The organism is Salinibacterium sp. AL4.1 (assembly GCF_059767305.1).
The window spans coordinates 377,842-403,696 of record NZ_JBSOQK010000002.1 but is presented as its reverse complement, the minus strand read 5'-3'; the positions used below and the strand labels follow the sequence as shown (position 1 = coordinate 403,696).

25 protein-coding genes and 1 riboswitch are annotated in these 25,855 nt (G+C 61.8%); of the genes, 7 read left to right on the top strand and 18 right to left on the bottom strand.

From position 1 onward, the window contains the following. Positions 1-115: 115 nt before the first annotated feature. The 13 genes from ACWTV3_RS11285 to ACWTV3_RS11225 all read right to left on the bottom strand — a co-directional run bounded on the left by ACWTV3_RS11285 (position 116) and on the right by ACWTV3_RS11225 (position 10,236). Positions 116-481, bottom strand: coding sequence for a DUF202 domain-containing protein (locus ACWTV3_RS11285; RefSeq protein ID WP_498478300.1), 366 nt, complete (start codon positions 479-481; stop codon positions 116-118). Further along, a complete protein-coding gene (locus tag ACWTV3_RS11280; RefSeq protein WP_498478299.1) occupies positions 478-858 on the bottom strand; it encodes a YidH family protein in 381 nt (126 codons plus the stop codon). The genes ACWTV3_RS11285 and ACWTV3_RS11280 overlap by 4 nt, the downstream gene beginning before the upstream one ends. 44 nt (positions 859-902) lie before the next feature. After that, the gene (ribH, locus tag ACWTV3_RS11275; RefSeq protein WP_100389547.1) at positions 903-1,376 is read right to left on the bottom strand and encodes a 6,7-dimethyl-8-ribityllumazine synthase; all 474 of its coding nucleotides are present in this window, start codon (positions 1,374-1,376) and stop codon (positions 903-905) included. Beyond that, positions 1,376-2,668 (bottom strand): 3,4-dihydroxy-2-butanone-4-phosphate synthase, encoded by a 1,293-nt coding sequence (ribB, locus tag ACWTV3_RS11270; protein ID WP_498478298.1) that lies wholly within the window; start codon positions 2,666-2,668, stop codon positions 1,376-1,378. The genes ribH and ribB overlap by 1 nt, the downstream gene beginning before the upstream one ends. Beyond that, positions 2,665-3,288 (bottom strand): riboflavin synthase, encoded by a 624-nt coding sequence (locus ACWTV3_RS11265; RefSeq protein WP_498478297.1) that lies wholly within the window; start codon positions 3,286-3,288, stop codon positions 2,665-2,667. The genes ribB and ACWTV3_RS11265 overlap by 4 nt, the downstream gene beginning before the upstream one ends. 2 nt (positions 3,289-3,290) lie before the next feature. Then, complete coding sequence (gene ribD / locus ACWTV3_RS11260) at positions 3,291-4,328, bottom strand: bifunctional diaminohydroxyphosphoribosylaminopyrimidine deaminase/5-amino-6-(5-phosphoribosylamino)uracil reductase RibD (protein WP_498478296.1); 1,038 nt, start codon at positions 4,326-4,328, stop codon at positions 3,291-3,293. A 100-nt stretch (positions 4,329-4,428) separates the two neighbouring features. After that, positions 4,429-4,583: riboswitch (FMN riboswitch) on the bottom strand. A 101-nt stretch (positions 4,584-4,684) separates the two neighbouring features. Beyond that, entirely contained in the window at positions 4,685-5,440 is a 756-nt protein-coding gene (locus ACWTV3_RS11255) for an HAD family hydrolase (RefSeq protein ID WP_498478295.1), read from the bottom strand. A 50-nt stretch (positions 5,441-5,490) separates the two neighbouring features. Next, positions 5,491-5,964, bottom strand: coding sequence for a hypothetical protein (locus ACWTV3_RS11250; protein WP_498478294.1), 474 nt, complete (start codon positions 5,962-5,964; stop codon positions 5,491-5,493). 34 nt (positions 5,965-5,998) lie between these two features. After that, complete coding sequence (locus ACWTV3_RS11245; RefSeq protein WP_498478293.1) at positions 5,999-6,577, bottom strand: GNAT family N-acetyltransferase; 579 nt, start codon at positions 6,575-6,577, stop codon at positions 5,999-6,001. 10 nt (positions 6,578-6,587) lie between these two features. Next, positions 6,588-7,154 (bottom strand): GNAT family N-acetyltransferase, encoded by a 567-nt coding sequence (locus ACWTV3_RS11240; protein ID WP_498478292.1) that lies wholly within the window; start codon positions 7,152-7,154, stop codon positions 6,588-6,590. Further along, positions 7,154-8,164, bottom strand: a complete 1,011-nt coding sequence (trpS, locus tag ACWTV3_RS11235; protein ID WP_498478291.1) for a tryptophan--tRNA ligase — start codon at positions 8,162-8,164, stop codon at positions 7,154-7,156. The genes ACWTV3_RS11240 and trpS overlap by 1 nt, the downstream gene beginning before the upstream one ends. Before the next feature lie 12 nt (positions 8,165-8,176). Further along, complete coding sequence (locus tag ACWTV3_RS11230; RefSeq protein ID WP_498478290.1) at positions 8,177-9,037, bottom strand: exodeoxyribonuclease III; 861 nt, start codon at positions 9,035-9,037, stop codon at positions 8,177-8,179. Positions 9,038-9,108: 71 nt separating this feature from the next. Beyond that, entirely contained in the window at positions 9,109-10,236 is a 1,128-nt protein-coding gene (locus ACWTV3_RS11225) for a YihY/virulence factor BrkB family protein (RefSeq protein ID WP_498478289.1), read from the bottom strand. A 111-nt stretch (positions 10,237-10,347) separates the two neighbouring features. Here ACWTV3_RS11225 and ptsP point away from each other — a divergent pair, with 111 nt between their 5' ends. Together ptsP and ACWTV3_RS11215 are read left to right on the top strand one after the other, a co-directional pair. Beyond that, the gene (gene ptsP / locus ACWTV3_RS11220; RefSeq protein ID WP_498478288.1) at positions 10,348-11,937 is read left to right on the top strand and encodes a phosphoenolpyruvate--protein phosphotransferase; all 1,590 of its coding nucleotides are present in this window, start codon (positions 10,348-10,350) and stop codon (positions 11,935-11,937) included. 595 nt (positions 11,938-12,532) lie between these two features. Then, positions 12,533-14,182: a sigma-70 family RNA polymerase sigma factor gene (locus ACWTV3_RS11215; protein ID WP_498478287.1), complete on the top strand. Its 1,650-nt coding sequence runs from the start codon at positions 12,533-12,535 to the stop codon at positions 14,180-14,182. Between the two features lie 185 nt (positions 14,183-14,367). Here the strand turns inward: ACWTV3_RS11215 and ACWTV3_RS11210 are convergent, their stop codons facing one another. From ACWTV3_RS11210 to ACWTV3_RS11190, 5 genes are all read right to left on the bottom strand, one after another. Continuing rightward, positions 14,368-15,126, bottom strand: a complete 759-nt coding sequence (locus tag ACWTV3_RS11210) for a succinate dehydrogenase iron-sulfur subunit (RefSeq protein WP_100389559.1) — start codon at positions 15,124-15,126, stop codon at positions 14,368-14,370. Next, complete coding sequence (gene sdhA, locus ACWTV3_RS11205; protein WP_498478286.1) at positions 15,126-16,940, bottom strand: succinate dehydrogenase flavoprotein subunit; 1,815 nt, start codon at positions 16,938-16,940, stop codon at positions 15,126-15,128. The genes ACWTV3_RS11210 and sdhA overlap by 1 nt, the downstream gene beginning before the upstream one ends. After that, positions 16,941-17,387 (bottom strand): succinate dehydrogenase, hydrophobic membrane anchor protein, encoded by a 447-nt coding sequence (gene sdhD / locus ACWTV3_RS11200; protein WP_100389560.1) that lies wholly within the window; start codon positions 17,385-17,387, stop codon positions 16,941-16,943. A gap of 2 nt (positions 17,388-17,389) precedes the next feature. After that, the gene (gene sdhC / locus ACWTV3_RS11195; RefSeq protein WP_498478546.1) at positions 17,390-17,800 is read right to left on the bottom strand and encodes a succinate dehydrogenase, cytochrome b556 subunit; all 411 of its coding nucleotides are present in this window, start codon (positions 17,798-17,800) and stop codon (positions 17,390-17,392) included. A gap of 297 nt (positions 17,801-18,097) precedes the next feature. Beyond that, entirely contained in the window at positions 18,098-19,228 is a 1,131-nt protein-coding gene (locus tag ACWTV3_RS11190; RefSeq protein ID WP_498478285.1) for a glycosyltransferase family 4 protein, read from the bottom strand. Positions 19,229-19,317: 89 nt separating this feature from the next. Here ACWTV3_RS11190 and ACWTV3_RS11185 point away from each other — a divergent pair, with 89 nt between their 5' ends. The 5 genes from ACWTV3_RS11185 (at position 19,318) to ACWTV3_RS11165 (ending at position 25,854) form a co-directional block, all read left to right on the top strand. Next, positions 19,318-20,439, top strand: a complete 1,122-nt coding sequence (locus ACWTV3_RS11185) for a mannose-1-phosphate guanylyltransferase (RefSeq protein ID WP_498478284.1) — start codon at positions 19,318-19,320, stop codon at positions 20,437-20,439. An 88-nt stretch (positions 20,440-20,527) separates the two neighbouring features. Continuing rightward, positions 20,528-21,667, top strand: coding sequence for a BMP family lipoprotein (locus tag ACWTV3_RS11180; protein ID WP_498478283.1), 1,140 nt, complete (start codon positions 20,528-20,530; stop codon positions 21,665-21,667). A 124-nt stretch (positions 21,668-21,791) separates the two neighbouring features. Then, positions 21,792-23,306 carry an ABC transporter ATP-binding protein gene (locus ACWTV3_RS11175; protein WP_498478282.1) on the top strand — a complete coding sequence of 505 codons (1,515 nt, stop codon included), beginning with the start codon at positions 21,792-21,794 and terminating at the stop codon, positions 23,304-23,306. After that, positions 23,303-24,574 (top strand): ABC transporter permease, encoded by a 1,272-nt coding sequence (locus ACWTV3_RS11170; protein ID WP_189621922.1) that lies wholly within the window; start codon positions 23,303-23,305, stop codon positions 24,572-24,574. The genes ACWTV3_RS11175 and ACWTV3_RS11170 overlap by 4 nt, the downstream gene beginning before the upstream one ends. After that, entirely contained in the window at positions 24,574-25,854 is a 1,281-nt protein-coding gene (locus tag ACWTV3_RS11165; RefSeq protein WP_498478281.1) for an ABC transporter permease, read from the top strand. Before ACWTV3_RS11170 ends, ACWTV3_RS11165 begins: the two co-directional genes overlap by 1 nt. Position 25,855 lies beyond the last annotated feature (1 nt).

Here is a 25,855-nt window from a genome sequence, read left to right as displayed (position 1 = left end):
GCCGTTGGGCGGAGGGGGCACGCTTCGTCGGGCAAGTTCTCTGTGCGCGGGTGCGTGCGGAGCGCGATGCGCGATGCGCGATGCGCGATGCGCAATGCGCGGTAGGTCGAGCCCGCTACGGCTGAAGCGTCGCGACGATACCGAGTGCAGCGAATACCGCGCCAACGACGGCGAGCACGAAGACGGCAAGCGCCCACAGGAACAGTGGCGCCGCACTTGTCAGTCGAATGCGATCGGTGGACGCCTGCACCAGTTTCGTATGCACGGTGCGGTATCGGCGGTGCCCGACCCAGAACAGCACGGCGGTCATGATGAGGCCGAGAGCGGCAACGGCGTAGCTGCCGATGCTGACGGTGTTGAGTAGGAGCCGGGCAGAGACCAGCGCTGCAATGGCAAACGACAGCACGGTGCGCTGCCAGGCGAGGGCGGTGCGTTCCGCTTGTAGGCCGGCATCGAAAGGGCGGTCGAAGTCGCGCGTCACTGGAGGAGGATACCGACCGCGAGCAGCAGCCCGGCCACAACAACGCCGCCACCAATGGGGCCTGCAAGGTTAGGGGAGGGCAGCGGGCGTCCGAGCCGCAACGACTGCTCGGCCTTCATCCAGCCCAACCACGCCTGAATCGGGGCGAGCACGCCCAACAGAATCAGCAGAACGGATGCCCCGAGTCTGAACCCGGGAGCGATCGGCAACACGAATGCCTCCAGCGCGACACCCGCAGCGATCAGTGCGAGGGCGGTGCGGATCCACGCCAAGAACGTGCGCTCGTTCGCCAGGCTGAAGCGGGCATCCGGCTCAGTGCCGACGCCATAGACGCGGCGCGGAAAGCGGCGAGGAGGCGGCTGTACTGGTTCGGTCACGAGCGATCCTTCATGCCCCGATCCTATCGGGGCTGGCTCCGCCGTTACTCCCCGCGAAGCTGCCGCAACAGCACCGCGGTCGCGATAGCAGCGTTGGCGGCTTCTTCACCCTTGTCCTCTTTCGAGCCCTCTAGCCCGGCTCGATCGAGGCCCTGCTGTTCATCGTCGAGCGTGAGCACGCCGAAGCCCACCGGTTTGCCGGTCAGGATCGACACCTGCGTGAGACCGCTGGTGGCGGCATCCGACACGTATTCAAAGTGGGGTGTTCCGCCACGGATGATGACGCCGAGAGCAACAACGGCATCCGCCCCAGCATCGAGGGCTGCCTTGCTCGCGACGGGCAGCTCGAAGCTGCCGGGAACCCGCACCTCAGTCACCTCGGCATTCGCCGCCTTGAGGGCGCGGTGGGCGCCGGCGAGAAGCCCGTTGGTGATGACCTCGTGCCACTGCCCGGCGATGATCGTGACCTTGAGGCCGGTTGCGTCGGTAACAATTTCGGGGGATCCTGCGCCACTCATCAGAGGCCTTTCGCGGTAAGTCGTGCTTCATCAAGCACGGCGGTGGTGGGGAGTTGGTGACCCATGCGGTCACGCTTGGTTTCGAGGTAACCCTCGTTGCTGGCGCCAACGCCCACAACGAGCGGCACGAGTTCGCCGACGATCACGCCACGCTCTTCGAGCTGACGCTTCTTTTCAGGGTTGTTGCTGAGCAGGCTGACCGACGAGATTCCGAGATCCTTGAGGATGCCGACGGCAGCCCCGTAGTCGCGGGAGTCAGCAGGCAGGCCGAGAGCCAGATTCGCGTCGAGGGTGTCGAGCCCGTCTTCTTGCAGACGGTACGCGCGCAGCTTGTTGATAAGCCCGATACCACGACCTTCGTGGCCGCGGAGGTAAATCACGGCGCCACCATCGCGGTGCACCGTCTCGAGCGCAGCATCGAGTTGAGGGCCGCACTCGCACTTCAGCGAACCAAACGCTTCTCCCGTGAGGCACTCCGAGTGCACGCGCACCAGAGTAGGGCCCTCGGCGGTGTGGTCAAGCGTTCCCGGCGCGATGAACGCCACGTGATCGGCGCCCGTCGCGTTGTCGCGGTAAGCCCGCACGGTGAAGGATCCGTGCACGGTCGGGATCGTGGTTTCAACCTCGAACTGCACGCGACTCATCTCGGGAATCGGCTCAATCGGTGCCGGGATGGTGTCGCAGCGGTTCTCTTCGAGCCAGTGCATGAGGTCCAGAATCGTGATCACGAGAACGTCTTCGCGAGCACCGAATTCGATCAGCTCGGGGAGGCGCATCATCTCGCCCGAGTCGAGCACGATCTCCGAGATCGCCGCAACGGGGTGCAACCCGGCGAGCTTCATCAGATCGACAGATGCTTCGGTGTGACCGTCGCGCTCACGCACTCCACCATCGACCGCGCGCAGCGGCATGATGTGACCCGGACGGTGCAGACTCGCTGGCATCGAGAGGGGATCGGCGAGCACCCGCAGAGTGTGGGCCCGATCGGAGGCGCTGATGCCGGTGCTGAGACGGTTGGCGGCATCCACCGACACGGTGTACGCCGTGCCGCGAGGGTCTTCGTTGTGAGTAACCATCGGCGGCAGCGCGAGGGCGTCAGCGATCTCGTTGGTCATCGGGGCGCAGATGAAGCCGGACGAGTGGCGCACCATCCACGCAATCCACTCTTGGCTGGCGAGCTCGGCGGAAATGATGACGTCGCCTTCGTTCTCGCGGCCCTCATCGTCGGCAACAATCACGGGGCGGCCAGCGCGCAACGCTTCAACGGCCTGGGGGATGGTGGCGAGGCTCATGACCCGCTCCTTTCGTGACGCTGATCAGCGTCGGTGAACTCGGCCATCCGGGCCACATGGCGGGCGAGGATGTCGGTTTCGATGTTGACGGAGTCGCCCACAGCGAGCGCTCCCAACGTTGTAGCGGTGAGGGTTTCGGGAATCAGCGAAACCTCAAACCAGTCGCGGCCGACAGCACTCACCGTGAGCGAGACGCCGTGCACCGCGATCGAACCCTTGCGGGCGACGAGCGGTGCGAGTTCTGCGGTGAGGCTGAAACGCAGGATGCTCCAGCTGCCCTCATCGGTGACGCTCAGAACCGTGCTCGTGCCGTCGATGTGACCCTGCACGATGTGACCGCCGAGACGATCGCCAACCTGCATGGCGCGTTCGATGTTCACCCGGGCGCCGGCAGCGAGCGACCCGAGCGTGCTCATGTCGAGGGTGACGCCCATGACGTCGGCCGTGAACCAGTCGGGGCCCTGATCGACAACGGTGAGGCACACACCGCTCACGCTGATCGAGTCACCGTGGCCGGCATCCGACACCGCTTGCGGGGCGCGAACCGTGAGGCGAGCGCCATCATCGGTCGCGGCCAGCTCGACGACATCGCCGAGCTCTTCAATGATTCCGGTAAACATGGTTACGCTCTCGTTTCTGTCGCCGGGCGGGCGACAATCAGTACGTCGTTGCCCAGCGGGCGAAGTTCAGTGATGCTGAGGTCTTTCGCCTCAGCCATGGTCGATACCCCGAGCTCGCCGAGCGCTACCTTGGGGCCGCCCAACAGCTTCGGAGCCAGGTAGATGAGCAGTTCATCCGCAAGCCCCGCAGCGATGAAGGCGCTCGCGATAGTCGGGCCGCCTTCAACGAAGACGCGACGGATGCCCGCCTCAAACAGTTCGCTCAGTGCGGCGTCGAGGTCGCGCCCGTCAAACTGACGCAGTTGCTCGGGGTGCTGGCGCAGTTGGGCATCCGCCGGAATCTCGCGCCGACCGAGCACCACCGGCTGCGGTTGCGACTCGAGTAGTTCGCCGGCGTCGCCCCGCGCGGTCAGGCTCGGGTCATCGGCGAGCACTGTGCCTGTGCCGACAACGATCGCATCGGCGCGCGCTCGTTGCTCGTGCACGTGCTGGCGGGCGGCGGTGCCGGTGATCCACTGGCTCGTGCCATCGGCGGCTGCAGCACGCCCGTCGAGGGTGGATGCCCACTTCACGGTGACGTGGGGACGCTGCAGTCGAGCAGCGGTCAGCCACGAGTGCAAAAATTCTTCGGCCTCGGCCTGAGCGATGCCGGCGATCACTTCGACGCCACCAGTGCGGAGGCGTTCGGCTCCGCCAGCGGAATGCGGCCCAGGATCAGACACCGCGTAGACGACGCGGCTCACGCCAGCATCGAGCAGGGCTTGAGCGCAGGGGCCGGTACGGCCGTGGTGGTTGCAGGGCTCGAGGGTGACGATGGCGGTGAGGCCGGCGGCGTTGCCACCAAGTTTGGCGAGAGCATCCACCTCAGCGTGCGGAGTGCCCGCGCCGTGGTGCCAACCCTCAGCCACTATCTGGCCGTCGGCATCCACGAGCACGCAACCCACTTGAGGGTTGCCGCCGGTGATCGGCCCGTGGCTCGCCAACGACAGCGCATGGCGCATCAGCTTCTCCAGCTGTGCCTGCTGTTCTGGGGTGGTCATCCGGGCTCTCGTCTCGTGGGACGCGCTCCGGGAATGTGGGTTCGAAAAACCCGCCGGTCCATTCTGGGCGCCCATATTTCGGGCACTACAGATGCTTCGGCTCGTGCTTCCTCTTATCCGGACTGAGAAGTCTTGCGACTTCATTACCGTCGGTCCCGGAGTTTCACCAGGTCAACCGTTTCGAAGTTTTCACTTCGGCGCGGGTCGCGGACTATAACCGCCGGTTCGGATTCTCACCGAGCCCCGGAGCACGTTTTGCTTTGCTTAGTCTACTCAACGCGTTTCGCCGCAAACTATTCCCGCCCCAACTTCTCAGTTTGTTACGCGGTGCATTCGGGCGTGCGCGCAGTACTGTCTCAGTCGAGCAGCGCCACCAATTCATCAAGCGAGTGGATGACGCTGACGCCGGCCGCCCGAGCTTCGTCGAGTTGGTCGGTGGTTGCGCTGCGCTCGCGGTCGAGCCACACTCCGGTGAGTCCGGCATTCGCGGCTCCCAGCGCATCCGTCGCTAGCCGGTCGCCGATGTAGACCGCGTTGGCGGGCTCGACGCCGAAGAGTTCGCAGGTGTGGTGAAAGATCCGTGGGTCGGGTTTGGTGTGCCCGAATTCGCCGCTCGCGACGAGATGCTCAACCCGGTTGGTGAGGCCGACTCTCTCAACTTTGCGCGTCTGAAAGTCGAGTTCGCCGTTGGTGATGATGCCGATGCGGGTGGCGGGGGAGCGAGCCTCGAGTGCGTCGAGGCAGGCGAGGGCGTCGTCGTGCAGGTGCCATGCTGCGCGGTACGCCTCGAAGTAGGTGTCGAACCACTGGCTGGATTCGGCATCGTTGAGCATCACGCCGTAGGGCTCGACGAAACCGCGGGCGCGCGCTTGGCGTTGACCTTCGAATGTCAGTTCGCCGCCGAGGTAGCGGTGGTAGTGGTGTTCTTCGAGCGCGGTCCAGCGCACACTCTCCGCCGCATCGTCGGGCCACACCGTGCTGCCGTCGGCGCTGGGTCCGGCAGCAAACGCGGCGCCCAACGAACGTCGGTGATTGCGAATACCAAGGTCGACGGATGCCCGATGGGCAAACAGGGTGTCGTCAAGGTCAAAGAGGGCGACGGTAATGGTCAATGCACGTCCGTTTCGGCGTTGGTGGGTTCGGTCCAGGCAGGAAGAGACTTCTAAAAGAGTGTGTCAAAGATCATCACGACGCATCCGATTGCGATCAGCGCCGCGAAGAGGCCTAGGTGAACCCAAGTCGGGCGATGCGCTGTCCAATCGTTCTTCTCAGCGGCATACCCGCGAAGCGCAAGGTAGATAAGCGGCAGCGGGAGAGCCCAGAGTGGTGACGGTATTCGCGAAAACCCGCGATGCTCGAGTTCGGTACGATCTGCCCACGCCAGAACGCAAGACAGTACCGCTCCGACACCCATGGTGAAGCCCAAGAACAGCCAGGTTGTCGTTCCGCGCATTCCGATCACGTGCGCTGTCACGATCAGAGCCTGCGCAATCGGCATCAACACGATCAGTCGCACAGCGGAAGTGTTGGCAACCAGAGGCACAGGAGTGCTCGTCATGAGTTGCTCTGGTTCGACGAATCCTGCCATCGGGAAGTACCCGGTGGGTTCAGGGGGCTCGGAGTCGATGCCGGTCATGGGATTACGATATCGCCTCAGTTTGATCAGAGCGCTAGGCCGGCCACGGCAGCGCTGTGGCTGCCGGTTCCGTGGCCGCAGTGCTAGTCGCAGCGCGGTCGGTGCTGCGGCGAGCGTGCCAGCACAGCGGGCGAGTGTCGTCGCGGAATCGCCCCAGGGCGGGCGCCGTGCCGGTGTACTCGAAGCCGACCTTCTGAGCAACGCGCGCCGACGCAACATTTCCCACGACCGCCTCCCAATGCAACTCAGCGTGCCCCACGGAGTGAAGCCATTTCGCGGCAGCGGCGACTGCTTCGGGCATAAAACCTTTACCGCGGTGGGTAGCGCCCAGCCAATATCCGATCGCGGCGCTCTTTACGTTGAATCCAACGACACCGAGCAGCAGCGGGTCGCCCGCGCGACGAATAGCCCACGTGAATTCGGAGCCCTCCGTCCACCACTGAGGTGCAAGTTCATTGATGAACCCATCCGCGTGCTCACGCTCGTAGGGCCACGGGATGGGAACCGCATCTTTGAGCACGGTGTCTTGGCAATACGAGGTCATCACGTCGACATCGGCGTCTGTGAGCGCGTCGAGAGTGAGTCGTTCGGTCGTCAGGACAACGGGCTGCATGTGGTGCTCGCTAGACCGGCCACTGCTGGCCGGACTCGACCTCATAGGTGGGGTTCTCATCCGGAGCAGTGAGCGTTGCCCACCACGAGGGCGGATGCGTGCCGCCGCGGTATTCGCTCGACGCGGGCTCGATGCCGGTGTAGATGAAGCCGAGGCTCTTGGCGATGGCGGCGGAGGCTTTGTTGCCCACGAGGGCTTCCCAGCGCACTTCGGGGCGGCCGGTGGAGAACACCCAGCGGCTGACCTCAGCGACGGCTTCTTTCATGAAGCCCTTGCCGCGGTGCGGTTCGCCCATCCAGTAGCCGATGGTGTCGTTGTAGAGGCGAAAGCTGATGACGCCGAGCAGTTCAGGCTTGCCGGTTTCGCGGATCGCCCAGGTGTATTCGTCGTCATCTTCCCACCACTGCGCCACCAGGTTGTTGATGAAGAATTCGGCGTCTGACTTCACGTACGGCCACGGGATCGTGAGCGTGTGCTCGAAGATCGGGTCTTGGCAGTAGGCGGTCATCAGCTCGACATCGTCGCCGGTGAGGGCGTCGAGAGTGAGGCGCTCGCTCGAGAGATTAAAGACCTGCATTAGCGCACCCGCGGCAAGAAGCCGATGCGGTCATAAACGCGGTCGAGCGTCTTCTGAGCCATCTCGTTGGCGCGCTCGGCGTTCTTGCTGAGCATGCGGTCGAGCTCGGCCGGGTCGGCAAGCAGCTCAAGGGTGCGCTCACGCACGGGCGCGAACTCTGACACCACAACCTCGGCAACTTCCTTCTTGAGATCGCCGTAGCCTTTGCCCTCGAACTGCGCTTCGAGGTCGGCAACGGATGTTCCACTAAACGTCGAGTGCAGCGTGAGCAGGTTCGAGACGCCCGGCTTCTCGCCGCGGTCGAAACGGATCTCGCGGTCAGCATCTGTCACGGCCGATTTGATCTTCTTAGCCGTCTTGTTCGGCTCGTCGAGCAACCACAGCACGCCAGCATCCGTCGTCGCTGACTTGCTCATCTTCGACTCGGGGTTCTGCAGGTCGTAAATCTTGGCCGTGGCCTTCTGAATCTGCGGCTCCGGCATCACAAAGGTGTCGCCAAACCGCGAATTGAAGCGGGTGGCGAGGTCGCGCGTGAGCTCGATGTGCTGACGCTGATCCTCGCCCACCGGCACAATCGCGGTGTCGTAGAGCAGGATGTCGGCGGCCATCAGCACGGGGTAGGTGAAGAGGCCAACGGAGGCGGCATCCGATCCCTGCTTGGCTGACTTGTCTTTGAACTGGGTCATGCGCGACGCTTCACCGAAGCCGGTGATGGTGTTCAACACCCAGGCGAGTTCGGCGTGCGCCGGAACCTGCGACTGAACAAAGAGCACTGAGTGCTCGGGGTCGATACCGCCGGCAATGTACTGCGCTGCGGTGCGACGGGTCTGAGCGCGCAGCAGCTCTGGCTCCTGCGGAACAGTGATGGCGTGCATGTCAACAACGCAGAAGACGGCGTCGTAGTTCTGCTGCATCTCGCGCCACTGCATGAGCGCGCCAATGTAGTTGCCCACGTGGAGCGAATCGGCAGACGGCTGCATGCCTGAAAACAGGCGAGGTGTGGTGCTCATGGGCTAATTCTTTCAGATCGAATAGTCAACAACGACGGGAGCGTGATCGCTCCAGCGCTCATCCCAGGCGCCGGCCTTGTCGATGCGGTAATCCGCAACGGTGGCTGCAAGCGCGGGGGTGGCGACGTGGTAGTCGATACGCCAACCAGTGTCGGTGTCGAAAGCTTGGCCGCGCTGCGACCACCAGGTGTACGGACCGTCGACGTCACCGGCGAACTGGCGGCCGACATCCACCCAACCGAGGCCGGGTGCGGTCGTGCCATCGACACATTCGATGGTTTCGCCAGCGGTGCCGAAGAAGCGGTCGAAGTAGGCGCGCTCCTCGAGCAAGAAGCCGGCTTTCTTGCGGTTGCCGCGCCAGTTCTTGATGTCGAGTTCGCGGTGACCAACGTTGAGGTCGCCGACGATCAGGGCGTGGTCGCTGTGGGCGGCAAGCTCGGGCAGGCGCACGAGCATGGCCTCTAAGAACTTGTACTTCTCTACTTGCTTGGGAGTGTCAACGACGCCCGAGTGAACGTAGGTGCTGACAACCGTGACGGTCGTACCGTTGACGTCAAAGTCGGCTTCGAGCCAGCGACCGGCGCTGTCGAAATCGTCGGCGCCGAGCGCTACGCGGTGAGCAAGAGGGGCGGATGCCGCAGACCCCTTGCGCGAGGCCAGCGCGACTCCCGCGCGACCCTTTGCTGTCGCAGCGTCGTGCAGGATGCTCCAGCCGTCGCCGAGCAACCCTTCGATATCGGCGTCGGCGGCGCGAACCTCTTGCAGCGCCAGAATGTCGATGTCCCGGGCATCCAGCCAGTCGCCCATGCCCTTGCGGTAGGCGGCGCGAACACCATTGACATTGACGGATGCGATGCGAAGACGTGTTGCCATGCCTCAAGACTACCGACGCGCACCGACTGCGCGGCACCCCGAACTGATTGCGGAGCGCACTGCAGCGGGTGCTACTTCTTCTTGTTGCGCTTCATCATTCGAGAGAAGGTGCGCTTGAACTTCTTTTCATTGGCTCGGCCGCGCTCGCGGGCATCGTCATCCGTCACTGTTGCTGTCGTCGACTGAGATGAGCGGGCGGAATCGCGCTGCGGTCGCCCTTCGGCTTTTTGCGCCTTGTTCGCCTTTGCATCTTCGGTGGCTTTCGTTGATGTGACCGCACGCGGAGCATCTTCATCACGCTTAGCACCGCTGATGTCGAGATCCGCGTCATCGGCAGCCACGGCGATCCAAGCAGCGCCAATCAGGATGATCTGGCAAATGAAGTTGAACCAAATCAACAGACCGATGATGACCGCGAAGGAAGCGAGGAGAGGGTTGCGGGTTGCGCCTTCAAGCAAGAAGCCACCACCAAATTTGAGCGCACCCAGGGCGACGGCGGCGATGATGGTGCCCTGAGCGAGCATCCGGAACGGGATCTTGATGCCAGAAACGACGCGGTAGAAGATGCCGAGTGTTGCCGTGTCGAGAACAAGGACGATAACGAGGGCGACTCCGCGAGTCGCGATCACCCCGGCGGTCGAGTTTTCACCGATCGACACGAGGCCGAGAATCCAGTTGAGCGCGGCGGAACTGAGCACCGATACGCCGGCCGAGATGAGCACGGCGAGGCCGAAGCCGATTGCAAGCCCGGCATCCTTGAGCTTCAGAATAAGAAAGTTTGTTTCGGAGCTTTCCAGCCCAAACATTGAGCGCACAGCGTCACGACCCGACGCAATCCAGCCCAGAGCCGTAAATGCCAAACCGAATGCAGCGATGACACCGGTGATACCCAGAACGCTGGTGTCGGCGAGGGTCTCGCGGCTGATTGCCCCATTGCCGCTGCCGTCACCGATGAGCCCCGGGATGTTGGTAGAGATGAAGTTGTAGACCGCATCGAGCAAAACGGGATCGCCTTGCACAATGAAGCCCGCGACAGCGAAACCAACCCAGATTGCGGCGAAGACGGCGAAGATCGCTTGGTAGGAAAGTCCCGATGAGAGGAGTGGTCCTAATTTGTCCGCGTAGTGCATGAAGACGCGCACTGGCCGTAGCTGGAGTACCCACTCAATGGCTGGTTTCAGTCGTTGCGCAAGTTGCATCCTCCCAGAGTAGCTAGGCTGTCTGTGCGTAACTCAGAGGAGAGGTCTTTTCACATGGAACTTCAGGGTGTTGGAGTCGGACGATCGGTCGCCGTCGGGAAAGTCGTGCGAATGCCCGACCCCCTTCCGGAACCGAAGGATACTCGTCATTCCGGCGATGCCGCAGCAGAGAAAGAAGCCGCAGCATCAGCGTTGACATTTGTGGCTGCCGATCTGCGCGCACGCGCCGAGAAAGCGGACGCTGAAGCCAACGAGGTTCTCACCGCTACAGCCCTAATGGCTGAAGACCCCTCGATTCTCGACAGCGTGAACGAACTGATCGATGGCGGTAAGGCAGCCGAGCGCGCAGTATTTGAGGCTTTCGCTTCGTTCCGTGAGATGTTGATTTCGCTGGGCGGCATGATGGCCGAACGTGCCACCGACCTCAGTGACGTGAGCCAGCGCGTTGTTGCTCGTCTACGCGGCGTTGAAGCGCCTGGCGTTCCGCAGCGCGATGAGCCGTTTGTGCTCGTTGCCGACGACCTCGCGCCAGCAGATACCGCCCTGCTCGAGCTCGACAAGGTTCTCGCTCTCGTCACCCGCCAGGGTGGACCAACCAGCCACACCGCAATTCTTGCTCGCTCGAAGGCGATCCCCGCCATCATGGGCGTTGCCGAAGCGCTTGAGCTTGCCGACGAGACGCTCGTGATTGTGGATGCCGGTGCCGGCACCATCACGACGGAGCCCACCGCTGAGCAAGTCTCCGCAGCAGAAGCCCGCATCGCTGAGCTGGCCGCCGCAGCAAACGCTCCCATCACTGATGGAGCTCTCGCAGACGGAACCCTCGTTCCGCTCCTCGCCAACTTGGGCACTCCCTCGGAGGCTGCGCAGGCAGTCGAGCTCGGCGCGGAAGGTGTTGGCCTGTTCCGCACCGAGCTCATGTTCCTCGATGCCACGTCGGCCCCCACGGTCGAAGAGCAGACCAAGGAGTACACCGCGATGCTGCAACACTTCCCCGGCAAGAAGGTTGTCGTTCGCGCCCTCGACGCCGGTGCCGACAAACCGCTGAGCTTCATGGACATGGGCGAAGAAGTAAACCCCGCCCTCGGCCAGCGTGGCCTCCGCTCGCTTCGTGTCAACGAGAACATCCTGCGCGACCAGCTCACCGCGCTCGTGAACGCTCAGAACGCGACCGACGCCGACCTTTGGGTCATGGCCCCGATGGTGTCGGATGCCGAAGAGACCGAATACTTCGTCGCCCTGGGCCGCGAACTTGGCCTCAACACCGTGGGTGTCATGGCCGAGGTTCCCTCGCTCGCCGTTCTCGCCGACCAGGTTGCCGAGCGCAGTGACTTTGTCTCGATCGGCTCCAACGACCTCACCCAGTACACGCTGGCGGCAGACCGGATGCTCGGCACCCTCGCCAAGTTCCAAGACCCGTGGCACCCTGCCGTGCTTCGCATGGTGAAGATGCTCGGAGACGCTGGTGCTGCTGCGGGCAAACCCGTTGGGGTCTGTGGTGAAGCTGCTGCAGATCCGCAGCTCGCCATCGTTCTTGTCGGCCTCGGAGTCACGAGCCTCTCGATGACGCCCGCGGCGCTCGCCGACGTGCGCGCCGAGCTCCTGACGGTCACGCTCGAGCAGGCTAAGGCTCGCGCTGCTGCTGCCATCAACGCGACGACCGGCCCAACTGCTCGTGAAGCTGCTGCACAGGCTGCCTAAGACCTAGAACACACGAAGTGCCGCCACCCCAAAACGGGTGGCGGCACTTCGTCGTTAACGGAGTTCACGCTGGCGCTACGGGCGCGCTGTCATGGGCCTAGTGCCGTGAAGTGGTCCAGCCTGAAGGCGTATTCCGGGGGCAAAATCCTGCATGCGGTCTCGGAGTTGACGCCTTCTCGGCAACCCGCATAAGCAAAGCGGGGTACAAGGAGGTCTGCAGAATGGTTCTTCCCGTCTTCCCGCAATCCGGCCCTGACCGGCAAAAGTGGTCGTGGCTAAAGAGTGCGCAATTCGTGCGTGATACCTCTCTGTCGTCGCCCCGTGCCGGCGGGGGAGAGCGCTCTCACCGAGTTCAGGTGGTCTAGTTCGGGAGGCAATGCGTCGGCGTGCGCCGCTAGTCTGAAAACCGCTAAAACGCGGCACTGTTCGGGTCAGAACGATCTGTTCCCCCCTAGTGGGGGCACAAATTTTTCAGAAAAGTCGATAGTCTGCGTCATAGAGAACGGGTTACTCGGTCTCTTTGGGTAAGAAGGTTATTTCTCTATAGCCTTCACTCCAAAGGGACAAAGAGAGGCCCGGGAAATGGATCAGGGGGATGAGCGGAATCGTGGCTTCGAAGCTAACCACTTCGGACGAGCAGCTGCTGGCACAGGCGCGTACGGGGGTACAAAACGCCTTTGCCGAGCTCTGGAGTCGCCACTACCGCTCGGGTATATGTGTTGCCCGTCAGTACACGTCGATAGACGCGGACGATCTCGTGTCTGAGTCGTTCGCGCGTATTTACCAGCGTGTGCTGGCGGGTGGCGGCCCGCAGGGAGCCTTTCGCCCTTACCTCTATACGACCATTCGCAACCTCGCTTCGACCTGGGGTGCTGCGTCGCGCGAAGTGCAAGTGGATGAGATCGCCGACTTCGAAGACCCCAGCACTCTTGACGATCCGATTGCGATCGCCCTCGACCACACCCTTACCGCCAAGGCCTTCCGCGAACTGCCGGAACGCTGGCAGTCGGTGCTCTGGTACACCGAAGTAGAGGGCATGGATCCTCACGAAGTGGCTCCGCTGTTAGGGATGAGCGCCAACAGTGTCGCTGCGCTGTCGTACCGTGCGCGTGAAGGCCTTCGTAAAGCGTGGTTGCAGGCTCACATCAACGATGCAACGGCATCCGGTGATTGCCAATGGGCGATGTCTAAATTTGGCGAGCATGCTCGCAAGAGTCTCAGCGGGCGAGACGCCAAGAAGATTGAGGCTCACCTCGAGTCATGCGCGCGCTGCGCGATCGTATGTGAAGAAGTCGATGAAGTTGGTTCACGCCTAGCACTCGTGATGATCCCGATGCTGCTGGGCGGCGTTGCTGGCGGAGGCTTCCTGAGTGCTTTCGGGCAGGGTGGCGCCGCGTCGCTCACAGCTGCAGCAGCGCCGGCCATGCCAGCAGCCGTCGTCGCGTCATCCCACTTGGCCGGAGCAACCGCTGTTACTGCTGTGGGCGGCGCGAGTGCAGGCGCGATTCCCGTCACGATCGCGGGTACCGTTGCCGCCGCCATCGCGATCACCGGATCGTTTATTGCGCTGGCACCAGTGGGTCCGGAATCCACAACGGCCGACGGCACCTCATCAAGCCAATTGATCGATTCCTCCGACAGCTCCACTTCAGCCGCGGCAAGTGTCAACGACAACCTCGGTGGCGACCGCACAGACCCCAGCAACCTTACGATTCCTACAGTGCCCTCGATTGACTCTGCGACGGTCGCAGGAGAATCAGCTGACGGCGGTCTCGGAACTAGCCTGGGCGGCGTCGTAGACGGCGTTGGCGGTGTCGTAGACGGCGTTGGCGGGGCAGTGGGCGGACTCGTGGATGCTGTCGTCGGCACGGTCACCGGGGGAGCACCCCCGGAAGGGCACACCGCTCCCGGCGGAGTCGTCGCCGCTGATATCGACCTCAACCTCGTAGGCACTGCGACACCCGGTGCCCACCTATCTCTTCAAGCCGGTGGACTCGTCTACGCGACAACTACCGTGTCGAGCAACGGAACCTTCGTTCTCAACGTCACGGGTATTCCCGGAGGTCTCTCGTCACTCGATCTCGTGCAGACGGTCGATCGCGACTACCTCGGCGGCCTCGTGGGCAATGGTGGGCTGCTCGGAAACCTTCTGGGAGCAGTTGATGGGCTCATCAACGACCTCATCAAGCCACTCAACTTGTCGTCGGGCAACAACCAGGGCGTCAACATTCGTCTCTTGAGTTAAACCCCAGTTCGGGGGTGTTCGGCCCGTTTTGCCGTCATAACGTGCCGGTAAACCAGTCTCTTTGAGTGAGTAACCCGAATACTCAGTGTGGGCGGTCGCCGTGGGTGACGGCCGCTCACAAACAAATCGCCCCTGTCGCTACCGAGGTAGTGACAGGGGTGATCTTGTTTAACGCGGGTGAGCCGTTACGGCTTGCCCTTAATGATGGCTTGCTTCACTTCGGCGATCGCCTGCGTGACCTGGATGCCACGGGGGCAGGCGTCGGTGCAGTTGAAGGTGGTGCGGCAACGCCACACGCCTTCTTTGTCGTTGAGGATGTCGAGGCGAACCTGCGAGCCCTCATCGCGGGAGTCGAAGATGAAGCGGTGAGCGTTCACGATGGCGGCCGGGCCGAAGTACTGGCCGTCGGTCCAGAACACGGGGCAGCTCGACGTGCACGCAGCGCACAGGATGCACTTGGTTGTGTCGTCGAAGCGAGCGCGTTCTACGGGGCTCTGCTTGCGTTCCTTGCCGCCCTTGGTGGCGCCAGCCATCAGGAACGGGTTGATCTCCTTGTAGGAGTCGAAGAACGGCTCCATGTCGACGATCAAGTCCTTCTCTAGCGGCAGGCCCTTGATGGCTTCCACGTAGATGGGCTTGGTGATGTCGAGATCCTTGATCAGGGTCTTGCAGGCCAGGCGGTTGCGGCCGTTGATGCGCATGGCATCCGAACCACAAATACCGTGCGCGCACGAGCGGCGGAAGGTCAGTGACCCATCCTGCTCCCACTTGATCTTGTGCAGGGCGTCGAGCACGCGGTCAGTGGCGTACAGTTCGACGTCAAAGTCTTCCCAACGCGGCTCTTCGTCAACATCCGGGTCAAAACGACGGATGATGAGCGTTGCAGTGAAGGTAGGAATCTCTTCGGCTGCGGCAGGCTTCTTGTCAGCGACGGCAGTGCTCATTAGTATTTTCTCTCCATCGGCGGGTAGTTAGTGATCACTACCGGCTTCCAGTCGAGACGGATGTGCTCACCCGCCTCCTCTGATTCTGGGTCGCCGGTGAGGTACGCCATCGTGTGCACGAGGAAGTTCTCGTCGTCACGGTTGGGGTAGTCCTCACGCATGTGGCCTCCACGGCTTTCCTTGCGCGACCGAGCTGAGAATACGAGTACTTCAGCAAGGTCAAGCAAGAAGCCAAGCTCAACGGCTTCGAGCAGGTCGGTGTTGAACCGCTTGCCCTTGTCGTGGAGCTGAATGTTCTTGTAGCGTGCACGCAGCTTCTGGATGAGCTGGGTAACCTCTTCGAGGCTTTCATCCGTACGGAAGATCTGTGCGTTGCGGTCCATCGAGTCTTGCAACTCTTTACGGATCACAGCGATGCGCTCGGTGCCATCACCAGAGCGAACCATGTCGAGGATGCGCTTGACGCCTCCGGCAGGGTCCTTCGGCAGCGGAACGAAGTCCGCAGTCTTCACGTACTCAACGGCCGACTTTCCGGCGCGCTTTCCGAAGACGTTGATGTCGAGCAGCGAGTTGGTGCCCAGACGGTTAGAGCCGTGAACGGAAACACATGCGCACTCGCCAGCGGCGTAGAGGCCCTTGACGACATCCGTGTTGTTGCGCAGAACTTCAGCTTCAACGTTGGTCGGGATGCCACCCATGGCGTAGTGCGCGGTGGGCAGTACGGGAACCGGCTCGGTGTACGGCTCAACACCAAGGTAGGTGCGGGCGAACTCCGTGATGTCTGGCAGCTTCTCGTCGATAACCGCAGGCTCAAGGTGAGTGATGTCGAGGAACAGGTAGTCCTTGTCGGGACCAGCTCCACGGCCTTCACGAATCTCGGTGGCCATCGAGCGCGCAACGATGTCTCGCGGGGCGAGGTCCTTGAGCGTCGGCGTGTAGCGCTCCATGAAGCGCTCACCCTCGGCGTTACGCAGGATCGCGCCTTCGCCTCGAGCAGCCTCAGAGAGCAGGATGCCCAGCCCAGCCAACCCGGTGGGGTGGAACTGGAAGAACTCCATGTCTTCGAGCGGAAGACCCTTGCGCCAGATGATTCCGACGCCATCACCGGTGAGGGTGTGAGCGTTGGATGTCGTCTTGAAGATCTTGCCGAATCCACCGGTGGCGAAGATGATCGCCTTCGACTGGAACACGTGCAGCTCGCCGGTAGCGAGTTCGTAGGCAACAACGCCGGAGGGTTCTTCGACGCCGTCGACCTCGGTCATGACCAGGTCGAGAACATAGAACTCGTTGAAGAAGTTGATACCGAGCTTGACGCAGTTTTGGTACAGCGTCTGAAGGATCATGTGACCCGTGCGGTCGGCGGCGTAGCAGGCGCGGCGAACCGGAGCCTTGCCGTGCTCGCGAGTGTGACCGCCGAAGCGGCGCTGGTCGATCTTGCCGTCTTCGGTGCGGTTGAAGGGCAGGCCCATGTTTTCGAGGTCGATGACCGCGTCAATGGCCTCTTTAGCGAGGATCTCGGCAGCGTCTTGGTCGACGAGGTAGTCGCCACCCTTGACGGTGTCGTAGGTGTGCCATTCCCAGTTGTCGTCCTCGACGTTGGCGAGGGCCGCAGCCATACCGCCCTGCGCCGCACCGGTGTGCGAGCGCGTGGGGTAGAGCTTGGAGATCACCGCGGTCTTGGCGTGCGGGCCGGCTTCAATAGCGGCACGCATACCGGCGCCGCCGGCGCCCACGATCACGATGTCGAACTGGTGGTAGTGGACTCCGTCAATAACGGTTCCGTCGGCGATGTCGCCGGTGTTGATCGTAGACAATTAAAGCGCCTCACAGAAGCTTGCAAGCAGGGCTGGGTCAGCACCGGCTGGGCAGGGGTCGAAGGTGGTGATCACGAGGGTTCCCAGCGCGATCAGGATGATGGTCGATACGGCGATTCCGGCAAGCAGAACCGTGCGCACCTTCGGGTTGGTCGCGTAGTCATTCACGATTGTGCGCATACCGTTGGCACCGTGGATGAGGGCGAGCCACAGCATCAGGCCGTCCCAGACTTGCCAGAACGGGTCGGAGAGCTTTCCGCCGACGAACGCGAAGTCGATTGCCTTAACGCCCTCGCCCAGGAACATGTTGACGAGAAGGTGGCCGAAGATGAGAACGACAAGAACTACGCCGGAGGCGCGCATGTAGATCCATCCCCATTTTTCCCAGTTGATGCCGCCAGTGCGGCGACCACGGGTAGGAGTGCGGGGGGCTTCGATGAGACTCATGCTCAACCTCCGAAGACGTGCATTAGCTGGCGGGGGATGAATCCGGCAAGCAGCACCAGCCAGATACCGATGACGACCCAGAAGAGGGTGCGCTGGTGCTTGGCGCCGAAGGCCCAGAAGTCGATCAGGATGATGCGCAGCCCGTTGATGGCATGGAACCCGATTGCCGCAACAAGACCGATCTCAGCAAGACCCATGAGCGGTGTCTTGTAGGACTCGATGACGATGTTGTATGCCTCAGGGCTTACGCGAACGAGTGCTGTGTCCAAGATGTGCACGAGCAGGAAGAAGTAGATGGACACACCGGTAATACGGTGCAACACCCACGACCACATTCCCTCGTTACCCCGGTACAGGGTGCCAGCAGGTCTCTTGGGTGAGCGAATCTTGGGCGGCGACTGCGGCTCCGCCACTAGGTTGCTCGCCGACTTCTCTGGCACGAGGACCCTCCTTGCGGTCTTGGGTCGCGTCCACCGCGACCGATGAGTGTCCGCACAGCGGACCTATTCATTCTATTCCCGCTGAGAGACGGCCGCTTCCCAGTCGACCCTAAATAGCAAGAAATCGCGAAGGTTTTCGTGAATATTGCTGAACTTAAGGAGCACCAATGAGCGGTCGCCCCAAAAATTACCCTGTGGCGGCAGCAGGTGAAGAGTTTTTCGAGCAACGCGCCTGCCGAGGACTCCGTCTCGTCGCGAGCTGCGCGATGCCTAGCGCGTGAGCTGCGCTGGCACCGCCGCGATGGCGTCGTTGTAGTGCGCGACGAGTTCAGCGCAAATGCCGCTCCACGACTTGTTCAGCACTGTTCGCCGGCCGGCCTCGCCCATGCGTGCACGAAGCGCCGGGTCAAGGCAGAGCGCCTCTATATAGGCACGCAACTCATCCTCGTTATCCGGTTCGAAAAGAAAACCATTCGTGCCGTGCGTGATCAGGTCGATTGGCCCGCCCGCGCGGGGAGCCACTACCGGCAATCCGGCTGCATGAGCTTCCTGAAGCGTTTGGCCGAAGGTCTCCTCCGTGCCCGTGTGAGCGAACACGTCGAAAGCCGCATACGCCGTGGCCAACTCTTCGCCGCCCAGCTTGCCAAGCCAAGTGACCGGGATGCCGGCAAGCTCCTTCTTAACGAGAGGTACCGATGAGCCGTCTCCCACGATCGCCACGCGCACTCCGGTGAGGCCGCGAAGCGCTCGCAGGCGTTCCACTTGTTTCTCGGGAGCGATGCGTCCGACGTAGCCGACAACCACTTCGCCGCGAGGGGCGAGCCGTTTGCGCAGCCGAGCGGTAGCGGGGGAGAGCTTCTTGGCGGGGTGATACATCGCCAGATCAACGCCGCGACCCCAGCGCTCGAGCTTCGTCAGGCCGATGGCCTGCAGGTCGGCCATGGCTGTGCTCGAGGGAGCGAGAGTTAGTTGCGCGCCATCGTGGATCCAGCGCACGATGCGCCAGGCCAGCTTCGTGGCCTGACCGAGGTGGTGGCGGCGCGCGTAGCCGGCGACATCCGTCTGAAAAATGGCAACAGTGGGAATGCCGAGTCGGTTGGCCGAGGAGATCGCCTGTGCGCCGAGAAGGAACGGGGCGGCTACGTGAACAACATCGGGCCGAAAGTCGGCGATCAGCTTGTGTACCTGCGGATTGGGGAGCCCGACAGGGAATTGGCGATAAGCCAGAGCAGGTACCGCGTGAACCGGAAACCCTGCGTAGGTTTTCGGCGCGCCCGCCGAAGGACAAATCACAATCGCATCGTGGCCTTCGGCACTCAAATAGTCGAGCACTTTGAGCACACTGTTCGTGACTCCGTTGACAGTGGGAAGAAAGCTTTCGCTCACAATGACGACTCGCACAATCAGCACCTCAATCGGTCTCGTACTGCTGACGGTACGAGGCGCGGATAACCGGCGAGTTAACGGGTGCTGAAGTCTAAGGTGGAGGCATGAGCCAACATGAGGCATCGTTCGACAACTTCTACAGCGTGATCCCTGCCGGTGGCATTGGATCACGGCTCTGGCCGCTTTCGCGTGCGGATGCTCCCAAGTTTCTGCACGACCTCACCGGGTCGGGGCAAACACTGCTGCGCGATACGTGGGATCGGCTCGCACCGCTCTCTGGGCCTGACCGCATCATGGTCGTCACCGGGCGAGCGCATCGCGCTGCGGTTGAAAAGCAGCTTCCCGAACTCAGCGACCCCAACGTCGTGCTCGAAAGTGAACCCAAAGACTCTTCGGCTGCCATCGGGCTTGCGGCCGCGATCCTGCTCAAGCGCGACCCCAACGTCATTATTGGATCGTTTGCTGCTGACCATGTAATTCGCGACATCCGTGGGTTTAGGCGCAGCGTGCGGGAATCAATCGCCGTCGCCAACGCCGGATTCATCGCGGCCATCGGTATCACGCCCACCGAGCCGGCGATCGGCTTTGGCTACATTCACTGCGGCGCCGCACTCGACATCGAGGGTGCTCCGAGCGCGATCGGCGCCAAATCGTTCGTAGAGAAGCCCAACTTCGCAACCGCGCAGTCGTATGTTGCCAGCGGCGATTACCTGTGGAACGGCGGCATGTTCATTTCCCGAGCGGATGTACTGCTCGAGCAATTAGGCAAGGCCGAGCCCGAACTGCTCGCGGGCCTGACTGAACTCGCCGAAGCGTGGGATACCCCACAGCGTGGTGCCGTAGTGGACGCCGTCTGGCCCCACCTCACCAAGATCGCCATCGACTACACCGTGGCAGAGCCCGCAGCGGCGGAGGGCAAGCTCGTCGTCGTGCCCGGCGACTTCGATTGGGACGATGTCGGAGACTTCGCGTCCATCGCCAAACTGCACTCGGGCGGTCGCAAATCCGACCTCGCGATCTTGGGTGAGAACGCTCGAGTCTTGGCCGACAAGTCGACCGGAGTAGTCATTAGCCAGACTGACCGGCTTATTTCCCTAATTGGGGTAAACAACATTGTCGTGGTCGACACCCCCGACGCTTTGCTGGTTACAACAACTGCAAACGCTCAGCGCGTGAAATCTGTGGTGGATGCTCTAAAAGTCTCCGGACGTAATGATGTGTTGTGACAACCGTATTTCGCGTTTGTAACCATTCGGCTTCGGCGCTCATATTCGCACAATGGAACTCCTGATTCTTCGGTAGCGTAGGTTCACTATGTTTCGACAAATTCTGTCGAACAGCATCTTGGAGGACACCTTGAGAATCAGCACTCACGGCCGCGCACTCAGCGGCATGGCGCTCGTTGCCACCAGCGCACTCGTACTTGCCGGTTGCGCAGCAGCACCCGAAGAGACCGACGCCGGATCAGGCGAAGCGCTTGACTACCTTCCCTGCATGGTTTCTGACTCGGGCGGATTCGACGACAAGTCGTTCAACCAGCTTGGTTACGAAGGTATCGAAGCCGCAGCAGACGCACTCGGTGTCGAGTTCAACGCTGTTGAGTCGACCAGCGACGCCGACTACGCACCCAACATCGAGAGCCTCGTAGCCGAAGGCTGCGACCTGATCGTTACTGTCGGATTCAACCTCTCCGCAGCAACCGTCGAGTTTGCCCTCGCCAACCCCGACATCAACTTCGCCATCGTCGATGACGCAGCTGACAACGACTTCGACGGAGAGATTGACGCTCCGAACATCAAGCCGATCCTCTTCGACACCGCCGGTGCTGCATTCCTCGCCGGTTACGCCGCAGCAAGCTACTCGGAGACCGGCGTTGTCGGAATGTACGGCGGAATGAACTTCCCCACCGTTTCGATCTTCCTCGACGGAACCGCTCAGGGCATCGAGTACTACAACTCCGAAAAGGGAACCGACGTTACGGTTCGTGGTTGGGACATCGCAGCGCAGGACGGAACCTTCATCGGTACCTTCGCTCCCGGAACCGACTCGCGTGCAGCAGCTCAGAACCTGATCGACCAGGGTGCAGACGTTCTGCTTCCCGCCGGTGGACCCATCTTCCAGAGCGCGGTTGAGGCAATCCGCGACTCCGGCAAGGACATCGCAATGATCGGCGTCGACGCTGACCTCACCCAGACCGAGACCGCAGCTGCGGACTTGTTCCTCACCTCGATCCTCAAGCAGATCGGTGTCGCTGTTGAAGACGTCGTGACTGAGGCATCGACTGGATCGCTCGACTACACCCCGTACATCGGAACGCTCGAGAACGGTGGAGTTGGCATCGCGCCGTTCCACGAGTTCGAGTCGAAGGTTGACGGAGAGCTCGAAGCTGAGCTCATCGCAGTCAAGGACGGCATCATCTCCGGCGACATCGCCGTGACGTCGTACCTCAACTAGTTAGATAGCACTGAGGGGGGCTGGCTCGAGAGGGTCAGCCCCCTTCGTTTTGGATTAGTCTTCTGAGGCTAATCTTGTGAACCCCACGATGGCGAGGACGCCGTCACAGTAATGAGGAGAGATTGTGAAGCTCGAGCTGCGAGGTATAACCAAGCGCTTCGGTGACCTGATCGCGAATGATCATATTGATCTCACTGTCGAAGAGGGCGAAATCCACTGCCTCCTCGGCGAGAACGGCGCGGGCAAGTCAACGTTGATGAATGTGCTCTACGGCCTGTATCAGGCTGAAGAGGGCGATATTCTCATCGACGATGAAGTCCGCCACTTCGCGGGCCCCGGTGACGCTATGCGCTCCGGAATCGGCATGGTCCACCAGCATTTCATGCTGATCCCTGTCTTCACCGTCGCTGAGAACGTGGCGCTCGGCCACGAACAGGTTTACGGACCTGGACTACTGAACTTGGATGCCGCCCGCACCCTCGTGCGTGATATTTCCGCACGATTCGGCTTCGACATCGATCCCGATGCTCTCGTCGAGGACCTTCCCGTTGGTGTGCAGCAGCGCGTCGAGATCGTCAAGGCGCTCTCTCGCGAAGCCAAGGTGCTTGTGTTCGATGAGCCCACCGCGGTACTGACCCCGCAAGAGACTGACGAGTTCATGGCAATCATGCGTCAGCTCAAGAGCGAGGGAACCTCCATCGTCTTCATCACGCACAAGCTGCGTGAGGTCCGCGAAGTCGCCGACCGCATCACCGTTATTCGCCTCGGCAAGGTTGTCGGCGAAGCCGACCCCAATGCGGGCAAGGAAGAACTGGCATCGCTCATGGTCGGCCGCGCTGTTGACTTGACGATCGACAAGGCGCCAGCGCAGCTCACCGACAACTCCCTCGTTATCGACACGCTGTCGATCGCGGATGAGACGGGCCACCGTTCCGTACGAGAGCTCAGCGTTACCGTTCAGGGCGGCGAGATTCTCGCCATCGCCGGTGTACAGGGCAACGGTCAGACCGAGCTCGCCGAAGCACTGCTCGGAATGCAAGAGCGCGCATCCGGCTCGATCACGCTCAACGGCACCGAACTGCTCGGGCTCAACGCCCGCCAGATTCTCGACGCCGGTGTCGGCTATGTTCCGGAAGACCGCACGGTCGACGGCCTGGTCGGTGGCTTCAGCGTTGCCGAGAACCTCATGCTCGACCGCAGCGACGGGGAACCGTTCGTGAAGTTCGGCACTCTGCAGACTGACGTGCTCAACGAGTTCGCGACCGAGAAGCTCGAGTCGTACGACATTCGTTCGCAGAGCATCCACGAGCACGTTTCGAAGCTTTCGGGTGGTAACCAGCAGAAGGTTGTGCTGGCCCGCGAAATGAGCCGCGAACTTTCACTGCTCGTGGTCTCGCAGCCGACTCGTGGACTCGACGTCGGCTCGATCGAGTTCGTGCACGAGCAAATCGTGGGTGTACGTGATCGTGGTGTTCCCGTGATCGTCGTCTCTACCGAGCTTGATGAAGTCGTGTCCTTGGCTGACCGCATTGCGGTCATGTACAAGGGCCAAATTGTAGGAATTGTGCCTGCGGATACCCCCCGCGAAAAACTCGGCCTCATGATGGCTGGCGAACGCATTACGGAGGCGGCAGCATGAGCGAGCCAACACCCCAGAAACCCGAAGATCAGAACTCTGACGAGGCTGTTGTAGCTGAGACTGCCAAGAACTCTGAGACGAACCAAGACACTGTTCGGTGGACAAACGCGTTCCGCGAGATCACCTCGGGTAACGCAGTCTTGTCACTGCTCGCCGTTGTTTTGGCCATCCTGATCGGTGGAGTGCTCATTGCGTTCACCGATTCTGATGTGCAGGAAACGGCCGGATACTTCTTCGCGCGTCCTGGCGACTTCTTCGCCGCGATTGGCTCCGCTGTGGGTGGCGCCTACCTCGCGCTCTTTCAAGGCTCCATTTACGACTTCCGTCGTGATGACTTTCTCTCGGCCATTAAGCCGCTGACCCAGACGCTCGTCTTCGCGACACCGCTTATCGCGGCTGGTCTCGGCGTAGCAATCGCTTTCCGCGTTGGCCTGTTCAACATTGGTGGCCGCGGTCAGATCATCGTCGGTGCCGCATTCGCTGGATACGCCAGCTTCGCTTGGGACCTTCCCATCGTCATCCACGTTGTCGTTGCAGTTCTCATGGGAATCCTCGGCGGTGCCCTGTGGGGTGCTATCGCCGGACTTCTGAAGGCCCGCACCGGTGCGCACGAGGTGATCGTGACGATCATGCTCAACTACGTTGCCTACTACCTGATCAGCTTCTTGCTGCGCACTGACCTGTTGAAGAACCCGGGATCGAACAACCCGAAGACGCCGCCGGCATCGGAGACCGCAATTCTGCAGCCGATCTTCGGCGACGGCTTTAAGCTCCACTGGGGCTTCGTGCTCGTGGTCGCTGCGACAGTCTTGGCTTGGTGGTTGATTGACCGCTCGAGTCTGGGCTTCAAGTTCCGCGCCGTCGGCCTCAACCCGCACGCGGCTCGCGTTGCGGGTGTCAAGGTAGAGCGCATCTACATTTACGTCATGCTGATCGCCGGTGGCTACGCCGGTCTCGCGGCAAGCACCGAGGTTCTCGGAACGACCACGAGCGGATTCACTTCTGGAGTAGACGCCGGTATCGGCTTCGACGCCATCACCGTTGCTCTCCTCGGCCGTTCGACGCCGTGGGGAACCTTCGCAGCAGGCCTCCTCTTTGGAGCCTTCAAGGCTGGTGGCTTCACCATGCAGGCGTCGCAGGGCATCCCGATTGACATCGTTCTCGTTGTGCAGTCCCTCATCGTTCTGTTTATTGCAGCGCCGCCACTCGTGCGTGCTGTATTCCGCTTGCCGCAACCCGGCGCACGCGCAAAGAAGGTGGTCAGCTAATGACTCTCACCAAAACTTCTGAAGGCAAGAGCCTGACAGGAACGAAGATCGATCGTCGTAGTTGGAAGCTTCCGATTGCGTTCGCGATTGTGTCGGTCATCTCTGGTGTTCTCTTCGTCGGCTTTGCTGAGGATGCTCCCACGGGATTCAACCTCTCCACGGGTACCGACCTCATCCAGCTGCCGGTCGTTCACCTGCCGGCACTCGCCACCGGAATCGTCGTTACAATCCTGACCGCCCTTATTGCGCTCGGTTCGGCGTTCATGATTTCTCAGGACCGCACGGTTCCCAAGTGGATTCCGATCGTGGGTGCGATTCTCGCTCTCACCGGCTTCCTCACTTGGGCTGCTGCTGACGAGACCCTCCGCGTTCCTGAACTGCTGGCTGGTTCACTCGTGCTGGCTGTTCCGCTCGTATTCGGTGCCCTCGGTGGCGTCATCTCCGAGCGCGTTGGTGTTGTGAACATCGCGATCGAAGCCCAGCTGCTTGCCGGTGCGTTCGTTTCTGCGGTCGTAGGAACGCTGACCGGTTCTGCATTCGCAGGCTTGTTCGCCGCCGCCGTTGCCGGAATGCTCGTGTCGTTCTTGCTCTCGGTATTTGCGATCAAGTACCTCGTCAACCAGATCATCGTCGGTGTTGTCATCAACGTTCTGGTCTCGGGTCTTACTGGCTTCCTGTACTCGACCTGGCTAACCGACAACCCCGAGCAGCTGAACAACCCCGAAGGGTTCTCGACGCTGGCGATTCCGATCTTGAGCGGCATCCCGATCATCGGACCGGTTTTGTTCAAGCAGACCCTGATCGTGTACCTGCTGTACATCATCGTTGCGGCTGTGGCCTTCGCGCTGTACCGTACTCGCTGGGGGCTGCGCCTGCGCGCCGTCGGCGAGCACCCCAAGGCTGCAGACACTGTCGGCATCAACGTGACGCTTACCCGTTTCTGGAACGTCGCCCTTGCCGGTGCGATCGCCGGACTGGGTGGAGCCTTCATCACGCTGAGCCAGACGGGTCAGTTCGGCAAGGACGTCACGGCGGGCGCCGGCTTCATCGCCCTCGCCGCGGTGATCTTCGGTCGCTGGGACCCGATCAAGGCCACGCTCGCTGCACTGCTCTTCGGCTTTGCCAGCAACCTGCAGAACGCGCTCAGCGTTGTTGGTTCGCCGGTGCCGAGCGAGTTCATGCTCATGCTGCCGTACGTCGTGACAATCATCGCCGTTGCCGGTCTGGTCGGAAAGTCTCGGCCGCCAGCAGCATCCGGAACACCGTACATCAAGGGGTAAC